7 protein-coding genes and 1 pseudogene are annotated in these 9,876 nt (G+C 63.3%); 2 read left to right on the top strand and 6 right to left on the bottom strand.

Annotated elements, in window-relative coordinates; all coding sequences use genetic code 11:
- Both E5W70_RS28040 and E5W70_RS28035 read right to left on the bottom strand, forming a co-directional pair.
- A pseudogene (locus E5W70_RS28040) lies at window positions 1-269 on the bottom strand (EamA/RhaT family transporter); the annotation flags it as partial.
- A gap of 20 nt (window positions 270-289) precedes the next feature.
- Window positions 290-514 (bottom strand): hypothetical protein, encoded by a 225-nt coding sequence (locus E5W70_RS28035; protein ID WP_292664575.1) that lies wholly within the window; start codon window positions 512-514, stop codon window positions 290-292.
- 155 nt (window positions 515-669) lie between these two features.
- On the opposite strand from E5W70_RS28035, the gene pepN reads away from it, so the two are divergent.
- Window positions 670-3,315, top strand: a complete 2,646-nt coding sequence (gene pepN, locus E5W70_RS28030) for an aminopeptidase N (protein WP_292664573.1) — start codon at window positions 670-672, stop codon at window positions 3,313-3,315.
- A gap of 181 nt (window positions 3,316-3,496) precedes the next feature.
- Entirely contained in the window at window positions 3,497-5,824 is a 2,328-nt protein-coding gene (locus E5W70_RS28025; protein WP_292664571.1) for a PAS domain-containing sensor histidine kinase, read from the top strand.
- Between the two features lie 51 nt (window positions 5,825-5,875).
- Here the strand turns inward: E5W70_RS28025 and E5W70_RS28020 are convergent, their stop codons facing one another.
- From E5W70_RS28020 to E5W70_RS28005, 4 genes are all read right to left on the bottom strand, one after another.
- Complete coding sequence (locus E5W70_RS28020) at window positions 5,876-6,208, bottom strand: hypothetical protein (RefSeq protein ID WP_292664569.1); 333 nt, start codon at window positions 6,206-6,208, stop codon at window positions 5,876-5,878.
- Window positions 6,147-6,347 carry a hypothetical protein gene (locus E5W70_RS28015; RefSeq protein WP_292664567.1) on the bottom strand — a complete coding sequence of 67 codons (201 nt, stop codon included), beginning with the start codon at window positions 6,345-6,347 and terminating at the stop codon, window positions 6,147-6,149. Before E5W70_RS28015 ends, E5W70_RS28020 begins: the two co-directional genes overlap by 62 nt.
- Before the next feature lie 146 nt (window positions 6,348-6,493).
- The gene (locus E5W70_RS28010; RefSeq protein ID WP_292664565.1) at window positions 6,494-9,460 is read right to left on the bottom strand and encodes a bifunctional [glutamine synthetase] adenylyltransferase/[glutamine synthetase]-adenylyl-L-tyrosine phosphorylase; all 2,967 of its coding nucleotides are present in this window, start codon (window positions 9,458-9,460) and stop codon (window positions 6,494-6,496) included.
- Window positions 9,460-9,876, bottom strand: a 417-nt coding sequence (locus E5W70_RS28005) for a sensor histidine kinase (RefSeq protein ID WP_292664564.1), incomplete at its 5' end; no start/stop codon positions are given. The genes E5W70_RS28005 and E5W70_RS28010, both read right to left, overlap by 1 nt.

Here is a 9,876-nt window from a genome sequence, read left to right as displayed (position 1 = left end):
ATGGCACAGACACCGACGACGCCGCGCGCAATGTGGTTGAGCGGGCGCTTTGTCGAAAAGGCGGTTCCGAGTTTTCCCTGGAAGGCGAGGAAGGCGATGATCGGAAAGATGGCAAAGAAGGAGCGGAAGAAGACGATCTGGCCCGCCGGCACGGTGCCTGCCGCCTTGATGCAGGACGACATGCCGACGAAGACCGCCACCGATACGATCTTGAGCACGATCCCGGTCAGCGTGCTGTGTTCGCCGGCGTGGTCGCCGGCAGCAAGCACTGGCAAGTCCGGTTCGGCTGTCACGCCCCTTTTGCTTCCTCGATCGCCCCCCAAATGCGCGCCGGCGTTGCCGGCATGTCGATATGCCTGATGCCGTAGGCGCGGTAGAGCGCCTCGGTCACCGCATTGAGCGCGGCAGGCGTCGAGCCGATCGTACCCGCCTTCCTGGCGCCTTTGAGGAAGGCCTGATCCTCGCGACGCAACACAGAGGCGCTCATCCCGAATTTCGGCGTGACGACGGTCATGGAAGCCTCGCGATGATGCTTGGGAAATGATCGCCTGAAATAGACGTCGCTGCAGTTTTGTCGAGGGAGCGTTTCGTGTAAAGAGCGCAGACTTCAATTTATTTGGACCAGCGGATCCGCCCGCCGCTCCCCGGATCGACAGGAAAATTCAAGGAATGCGCACAGATACCGGCCAGGTCTTCAAGCTCGAAGACTATCGCCCCAGTGATTATCTCATTCCGGAAACCAGCCTGACTTTCCGCCTTTCGCCTGAAGCAGCGCATGTCACCGCCGTGCTGACGGTCGAACGTCGCGACGGGATTGCGGCGTCGGTGCCACTGGTGCTGGATGGCGACGGGCTGACGCTCCGCAGCATCGCCATCGACGGCCACGAACCGAGCCCTGCGGATTTTCTCACCACGCCCGATCAACTGACAATCATCAGCCCCCCTGCGGCAAGGCGCTTCCAGCTGAGAATTGAAACCGTGTTGGCGCCGGCGCAGAACGAAGCGCTGATGGGCCTCTATCGCTCCAGCGACGTCTATTGCACGCAGTGCGAGGCCGAAGGCTTTCGCCGCATCACTTATTTCCTCGACCGTCCCGACATCCTGTCGGTCTATACGGTGCGCATTGAAGCTCAGCGCCGTGAGGCGCCGCTGCTTTTGTCCAACGGCAACCCGGTCGACGGCGGCGAGCTTGCCGCCGGCTGGCACTATGGGGTCTGGCATGACCCGTTCCCCAAGCCGTCCTATTTGTTTGCGCTGGTGGCGGGCGACCTCGGCAAGATCTCGGACAGTTTCGTTACCCTGTCTGGTCGCAAGGTCGAGCTCGGAATCTATGTCGAACCGGGCAAAGAGAGGCTCGCCGGCTACGCCATGGACGCGTTGAAACGGTCGATGAAATGGGACGAGGAGGCGTTCGGCCGCGAATACGACCTCGACGTCTTCAACATCGTCGCCGTGTCCGACTTCAATATGGGCGCGATGGAGAACAAGGGTCTTAACATCTTCAACGACAAGTATGTGCTGGCCGACCAGGAAACTGCGACCGACGCCGATTTCGCCAATATCGAAGCCATCATTGCCCATGAGTATTTCCACAATTGGACAGGTAACAGAATCACTTGCCGCGACTGGTTCCAGCTTTGCCTGAAGGAAGGGCTGACGGTTTTTCGCGACCACGAATTCTCGGCCGATCAGCGCTCGCGCGCCGTCAAGCGCATCGCCGAGGTGCGTACGCTGCGCGCCCATCAGTTTCCCGAGGACCAGGGGCCGCTGGCGCATCCGGTCCGGCCTCGCCGCTACCGCGAGATCAACAATTTCTATACGGCGACGGTCTACGAAAAGGGCTCGGAAGTCGTGCGCATGATCCATACTATCCTCGGCGCCGAGACGTTCCGCGCCGGCATGGACCTCTACTTCGAGCGTCACGACGGCCAGGCGGCGACGATCGAAGACTTCATCAAAGTGTTCGAAGACGTCTCAGGTCGCGACCTGTCGCAGTTTTCGCTGTGGTATCATCAGGCCGGTACGCCGAACCTGACCGTCAGTTCGGCGTATAATCCGGCGGCGCGGGAATTCACGCTCGAAATCGAGCAGTCGGTGCCGCCAACACCGTCGGAAAGCCGCAAGCGGCTGATGCACATTCCGCTTGCCTTCGGCCTGGTTGGCGCCGGTGGCGAGGCGATAGCCCATAGCGGCGTCGAAGGGGCGAATGTCGAGGACGGCGTCATCCATATCCGCAAACGCCGCCATGTCGTCAGGTTTTCCGAGATTGCCGAGCGTCCGGCCATGTCGCTCAACCGTGGCTTTTCGGCGCCGGTGACGCTTTCGGTCGAGCAGCAGCCCGACGACCAGTTTTTTCTGGCTGGCCACGACAGCGACGCCTTCTCGCGCTGGCAGGCGTTCAACACCCTTTTGACCGATGCGCTGATTGCAGCCTTCCGTCAGGTCCTGGACCGCAGGCAACCCGAGTTCAGCGCCCGGCTGACCGAGCTTGCCGGCAAGATAGCCGGCGACGAAGCACTCGAACCCGCCTATCGGGCGCTGGCGCTGGCGCTGCCCGGCGAGGCCGATATCGCCCGCGATATCGGCAAGAACATCGACCCCGACGCCATTTTCGCGGCGCGCGAGGCACTGGCAGTTGCGATCGCCGAGGCCAACAGCGAGATATTCTCCAAACTTTACGATCGGCTCGCCGACAATGGTCCGTTCAGCCCGGATGCGGCCAGTGCCGGGCGGCGGGCGCTGCGCAATGTCCTGCTGGATTATCTCTCCTTGTTGCCGGGAGGTGCGGAACTCGCTGCCCGGCACTTCCAATCGGCGACCAACATGACGGATCGGGCCGCGGCATTGACCGTGCTTGCGCACCGTCACCACGGCTCACCTGAGGCGACAAAGGCGCTGGCCGATTTCGAGGCGAAATATGCAACCGATCCGCTGGTCATGGACAAATGGTTTCAGATCCAGGCCAGCGTGCCCGGCCCGCAAACCGTCGACGCGGTGCGCGCCTTGACCAGCCACCCAGCGTTCTCGATGGCCAACCCGAACCGGGTACGCGCGCTCATCGGCACGTTCTGCAGTGCCAACCAGACCGGCTTCCATAGCGCCGACGGCGAGGGCTACCGGCTTTTCGTCGAAACGGTGCTGCAGGTCGAAAAACGCAACCCGCAGGTGGCCGCCAGGCTGGCGACGGCGCTCAGGTCGTGGCGCTCGCTCGAACCGGTGCGGCAGGCCAAGGCAAGGGAGGCGTTGCTTTCAATCGCCAATACCGAGAAGCTGTCGGCCGATTTGCGAGACATCGTCGAGCGCACCCTCGCCTGACAACGCGCCAGCTCACCACCACAATGCCATCCCGCCCGAAAACCCCATTATTTTAGTCGATTTTTAATCTTTTTTCGCCGCGCCTCTGGACAAGGCGAATCACGTTTGATTCTTTACTGACGATTCGGAAGTGCGGCGTTGCCGGATCGCCAAGCAGATTGAAAATCGGGGAGTGCCATTTATGGCGAAGGCGGACGCGTGGGGCGCGCCCGGTGGGACGGCTTTTGAGCGTCGCGAGGCGCGAAGCGACGGTCTCGCAGGCAATACGCGGCTCATCGCCGAACCTGCCTACCGACGGCTGCTGGCAGCCGAGCCGCTGTTGCGGCGATCGATACCGGCCCTCATCATCATCTTTCTGTTGATCATCGCAGTGCTGCGCTTTCTGTCGCTGATGAACGAGCGCGACGAGATCGAGCGCGACGCCAAGGCGATCCTTGCGCTGGCCGCCGGCCAACTGGCCAGTTCGATCGCCGCCGACGCGACGGTGGTTTCCGCGCCCGGCGCAATCCAGGACCTGTTGGAGAGCACCGGTCGTCAGGGCGCGATGGGCCGAAGCCACGTACTGGCGATCACCGACAGCGCTTTCAAGATTATTGCCGTATCGCCGCAGTCGATGCGCTGGGAGGGGCGATCGCTCGATGGCGTCGTCCAGGGCGGGCAGCCGCTGTTCATGTTCGGCAACCGCGCCGGGGTGATGGAGGTCAGCATCGGCGGACAGGACTGGTACGCGGCAGTGAGCCTGGCGAATGGCCGAAGGGGTGCCGCGGCAGCGTTTGTGCCGCAGGAGGCAGTCTTTGACGCCTGGCGCAAGACGGTCTCGCTCAACGTCACGCTGTTCGTGCTGACGGCCGGCGTGCTGATCATCATCCTCTACGCCTATTTCGGCCAGGCGGCGCGCGCCCAGACCGCCGACCGGATCTATCTCGAAGCCCACCAGCGCATCGACATGGCGCTGGTACGCGGCCGCTGCGGTCTGTGGGATTGGGACATGGTGCGCGGCAAGATGTACTGGTCGCGCTCGATGTACGACATGCTGGGCTACGAGCCTTGCGACACGATGCTGTCGTTCGGCGAAGTCGACGAAATCATTCATCCCGAGGACGGCGATTTGTTCGAACTCGCCAGCAGGATCGTCGCACGCGAGATCGACCATATCGACCAGGTGTTCCGGATGCGCCATGCCGACGGGCAATGGGTTTGGATGCGCGCAAGAGCACAGGTTATCGATCCGGAAGCGCCGGAGATCCAGCTGATCGGCATCGCCGTCGACGTCACCGAGCAGCGGCACCTGGCGCTGCGCTCCGAAGCGGCGGACCTGCGCCTGAGGACGGCCATCGAAAACATCAACGAATCGTTTGTCTTGTGGGATTCGTCCGAGCGTCTGATCATGTGCAATTCCAAATACCAGCAGGACAACGGCCTGTCGGATCGCGACGTGATGCCGGGCGCCCCACGCGCCGTGCTGGAAGAACGCATGCTGGCCTTCGCCTCGGAGCGGCGGCTTGCCAATACCAATGGACCGCAGGGGGGCGTGACCTTCGAGCGCCAGCTTGCCGATGGCCGTTGGCTGCAGGTGAACGAGTTAAGGACAAGGGACGGCGGCATCGTCTCGGTCGGCTCCGACATCACCCAGATCAAGCTGCACCAGGAGAAGCTGGTCGACAGCGAGCGCCGGCTGATGGCGACAATCCACGACCTCAGCCTTGCCCGCCGCGCGGAAGAGGAACGGGCTCGTGAGCTCGTCGAGCTCAATCGCAAATACATGAAGGAAACCGAACGGGCCGAAGCGGCAAACCGGGCCAAATCCGAATTCCTGGCCAACATGTCGCACGAGTTGCGCACCCCGCTCAACGCGATCATCGGCTTCTCGGAACTGATGGAACGGCGACTGTTCGGGCCGCTGGGTTCGCCGCGTTACGAAGAGTATGCCACCGACATCAACGGCAGCGGCAAATATCTTCTCGGCGTCATCAACGACATCCTCGACATGTCGAAGATCGAGGCCGGCCAGTTCGCGCTGGATCAGGAAGAAATCGATCTCTGCCCGCTTATCAGGGAGACGGTTCGCGTCGTTTCTCTGCAGGCGGCGGAAAAGTCGATCACCGTCGAAACCCGCATCGCCGATTCGCTGACGCTGTTCGCCGACCGCAGGGCGATCAAGCAGATCCTCATCAACCTTCTATCCAATGCGGTGAAGTTCACCGGGCAAGGCGGCCACATCTCGGTCAGAGCCCGCAGCATTTCCAGCGCGCTGATCCTGACGATCGAGGACAATGGCTGCGGCATCCCGAAGGCGGCGCTGAGCAAGCTCGGGCGGCCATTCGAACAGGTGCAAAACCAGTTCTCCAAGAGCCATGCCGGCTCCGGCCTCGGCCTCGCCATCTCGCGCTCGCTGGCCGAGCTTCAGGGTGGCGCGTTGAAGATCCGCTCGACCGAAAGCGTCGGAACGATCGTCTCGGTACGCATCCCGATCAAGAAAGCCGCGCAGGCGGTCAGGGCCGCTGCCTGAACGACAAAATAAATTTCCGGCGGCTCGCGCCGCCGGAGCGGTTGTCAATTCTCACTGCATGCCGTCAGCGCCATCATTGCCCTCGCCGTCCCATTGGCGGTGACGGCCGGGACCCTTCGGCAGTTCGTTCTTCTCGATCTTACCGTCATTGTCGCGGTCGAGCATGGCGAAGACCTTCTTCTGACGGCTGGCGATGTCGTCGGCGGTCAGCGTGCCGTCGCCCTTGGTGTCGTAACGGGCGATGATGCGCCTGGCCATCTGCTCGAAGCGTGCCTTCTCCAGGGCGTCGGCGAGCTGTGCCACGGTCAGCTTGCCGCCATTGTCAGGGACCATCTTCTTCAGCCGCGCGTTCATGGCGTCGGTCGAAGGTGATGGTGCCGTCATTGTCCTTCATGACCTTGCCGAGGCGCATCATCATGCCGTCGCGCGGCCCGGCGCCGGAGTGCTCGTCTGCATAGGCTGCGGTGCCGACGGCGCCGGCCAGGGCTGCGAAAACGAGTGCAAGTCTGGTTGTCTTTCTCATGGTCTTCTCCTGTTGCATCGTCACCCCCGATGCTAGAGCGGCGGACCTTCAATCCCCCGCTCTATCTCCTTGATTGAACATCGGAACCTCCCAAAAACAGGTCGCAATGTTGGGTCCGATGCTCTCGCCCTTACGGCTGGTTGCCGTCACGGTTGTTTCGCACGAAGCAGAAGGTGGAAATCCTTTCTGACCTTCTGCGACGTCTCCTTGAGATGCGCCTCAAGCACCCCGAAATCCGGCAGGTCGGTGACCGCCAGAAGCAGATCCGAAAGCCCTGGCGGAACGTCGTCGCGTTCGAACGCGCCGGTGAGGCAAAGCCGTATCATCTGGGTCAGCGCCAGATAGAGCGAATAGGCATCCACCAGTTCCTGCCTGACCTGGGCGCTGGCGAAATCCGGCGCCAGGCGCGACAGGACCTCAGCCGTGCCGGTGGCTCTGCGGCCTGCCTCGATCTTTCCCGTGATCAGCGCAACCTGGGCAATGAATTCGAGATCGATGAGGCCGCCCGGGATCAGCTTGATGTCCCAGGGATCGCGCGGCGGCTTCTCTTTGTCGACCATGGCGCGCATCTCGGATGCCTCGGCCATCACCTTGGCTGGATCGCGCGGCAGAGCGAGCACTGCGGCAACTTCCCCTTCGACCTCGCGGCAGAGCTCGGCATCGCCGCCGATCGCCCGGGCTCGCGCCAGCGCCATGTGCTCCCATGTCCAGGCGTCCTGGCGCTGATACTTCTTGAAGGCGTCGACATGGGTGGCCACCGGCCCCTTGTTGCCGGACGGCCGCAGGCGAAGGTCGAGCTCGTAGAGCACGCCCTCGGCGGTCGGCGCGGAAACGGCGGCGATCAGCCGCTGCGTCAGCCGGCTGTAGTAATGCGACGGGGCAAGCGGCTTGTCGCCGTCGGACTCCTCCGCATCGGCGTCGTGATCGTAGAGCAGGATGAGGTCGATGTCGGAACCCGCCGTCAGTTCGCGGCTCCCGAGCTTGCCCATGCCGAGCAGCGCCACCCGGCCGCCGGCAATATAGCCATGACGCAAAGCAAATTCCGCCATCACCGCCTGCAATGCCGCCTCGATGGTCAGATCGGCGAGATCGGAAAAAGCCCGGCCGGCGCGCGGCGGGTCGATCGACCCGGCAAGCAGCCTGACGCCGATCAGAAATTTTTGCTCCGAAGCAAAGATGCGCAGCCGGTCGAGCACGTCTTCATAGGCTCTGTCGCCTTCGAGGAAGGCGGCAAGGCGCGCCGACAGATAGGCGCGGTTGGGCAGTTCGCTCAGCAGCGCCGGATCGAGCAGCCCATCGAAGACATGCGGCCGGCGCGTGATGATGGCGGCCAGCCGAGGTGCTGCGCCCATGATAGTCGCCATCAGCTTCAGCAAAGCCGGATTCGACTGCAGCAGCGAAAACAGCTGGATGCCGGCAGGCAGGCCGGCAAGGAATTCGTCGAAGCGGATCACTGCCTCGTCCGCCCGCCGCGTCTGGCCGAAGGCTTGCAGCAGCGCCGGCGTCAGTTCGGTCAGCCGCTCGCGCGCCTCCGCCGACCGGGTGACGCGGTAGCGGCCGAAGTGCCAGCCGCGGATAACCCGGCAGATGTCGCTCGGCCGCTGGAAGCCGAGCCGCTGCAGGGTCTGCAAGGTATCGGGATCGTCGACGTCGCCGGTAAAGACCAGATTGCCGATGCCGGCCGAAAGCTCCGGCGCGGTTTCGAACAGCGCAGCATAGTGGCGCTCGACCTGGTGGAGTGCGGCGCGAAAGGTTTCGGCAAAGCCTGCCGCATCGGCAAAGCCCAGCATGCGGGCGACGCGCTCCAGCCCCTCTTCGTCCTCCGGCAGGATATGCGTCTGCTGGTCGGCAACCATCTGGATGGCGTGTTCGACGCGGCGCAGAAACCAGTATTGCCTGGTGAGCGCATCACGCGCGTCGGCGGTGATCCAGCCGCGCGCGGAGAGTTCGCCGAGCATCGGCACGGTCTCGCGGCCGCGCAGTTCGGGAAAGCGGCCGCCGGCGATGAGTTGCTGGGTCTGGACGAAGAACTCGATCTCGCGGATGCCGCCGCGGCCGAGCTTAACGTTGTGGCCTTTGACCGCGACCTCGCCATGGCCCTTGTGGGCGTGAATCTGGCGCTTGATCGAATGGACGTCGGCAATCGCCGCATAGTCCATGTATTTGCGCCAGATATAGGGCTGCAGCTCCTTTAGGAACACGGCGCCGGCGGCAACATCGCCGGCCACTGGGCGCGCCTTGATCATGGCGGCGCGCTCCCAGTTCTGGCCGCGCGCCTCATAGTAGCGCAGCGCCGCCTCGACCGGGATCGCCAGCGGTGTCGAGCCGGGGTCGGGACGAAGTCTGAGATCGGTGCGGAAGACGTAACCGTGCTCGGTGCGGTCCTGGAGGATACGGACCAGCCGGCGGGTCAGGCGCGAAAACAGCTCTGTGGCATCGAGCGGATCGACGACGGCAGGCGCATCGGGGTCGAAGAAGACGACGAGGTCGATGTCGGAGGAAAAGTTCAGCTCATGCGCGCCTAGCTTGCCCATGCCGAGCAGAATCCAGCCCGAGCGTCGCGCCGGATTTTTGGGATCCGGCAATCGGAGCTTGCCCTGCTCATGCGCGTCGCGGAGCAGGAAATCGACGGCCGCACGCGTGCAAGCGTCGGCAAGGTCGCTCAGTCGCCGCACCGTCAGCGAAGTCTCGGCCTCGCCGGCGAGATCGGCCAAGGCGATCAGGAAATGCGCCTCCGCCTTCAATTGACGCAGTTCCATCATCAGGCTGCTTTCGGAGACGGCCTCTGCGCGTGCTGCCTTGTCGACCGCGGCGCCGATCGATGACAGCCGCGCCTCGACCGTCCCGTCGAAAAGCGTATCGAGTAACCGCGGCCGGCGGCGCGCGGTATCGCGCAGGAACGGTGACAGGTCGAACACGGCGGCGAGGAAATCCTGGACGACCCCCTTGCCTGCCAAGAATTTCGCCAGTCGCGGCAGTTCTTTTTGCCGCGCGGCGTCGGCGATCTCCGACAATTCCTGCCTGGCGCGGCTTGCATCCAGCGGAACGAGCTTTATCGCCGGCTTCAACAGCCAGTCCGTTTCGAGGCGTCGCACTGCCATCCTCGCTACCATCAGCGATCCTCCCGCCCGGGAAAACTCATGACGACGGACAATCCGGGATTGCCGGGCAGAAGCTCAAGCCGTCCATTGTGGAACGTCATGATCGCCTTGGCGAGGCTCAAGCCAAGGCCGGAACCCGGCTGCGAGCGGCTCTTTTCCAGCCGCACGAAACGCTCGGTCACCCTGGCACGGTCGACATCGTCGGGAATGCCCTGGCCGTTGTCGGAGACGGCGAGTCTGATCTCGCTACCGACACGCTCCAGCGTCACGCGAACCGTAGGCCTGGAGGTCGAGTCGGTCGAATATTTGATCGCGTTGTCGACGATGTTGGACAGCGCCTGGCCGATCAGCTCGCGATTGCCGTTGACGACGAAAGAACCTTGCACCGAAGTTTCGAGCGTCACGCCCGCCTCCTCCGCCACCGGCTC

Origin of the sequence: Mesorhizobium sp., assembly GCF_005063415.1 — a bacterium.
Lineage (GTDB): Bacteria > Pseudomonadota > Alphaproteobacteria > Rhizobiales > Rhizobiaceae > Mesorhizobium.
Note: the sequence above shows the minus strand (reverse complement) of the source record. Positions and strands in the feature narration are given on the sequence as shown.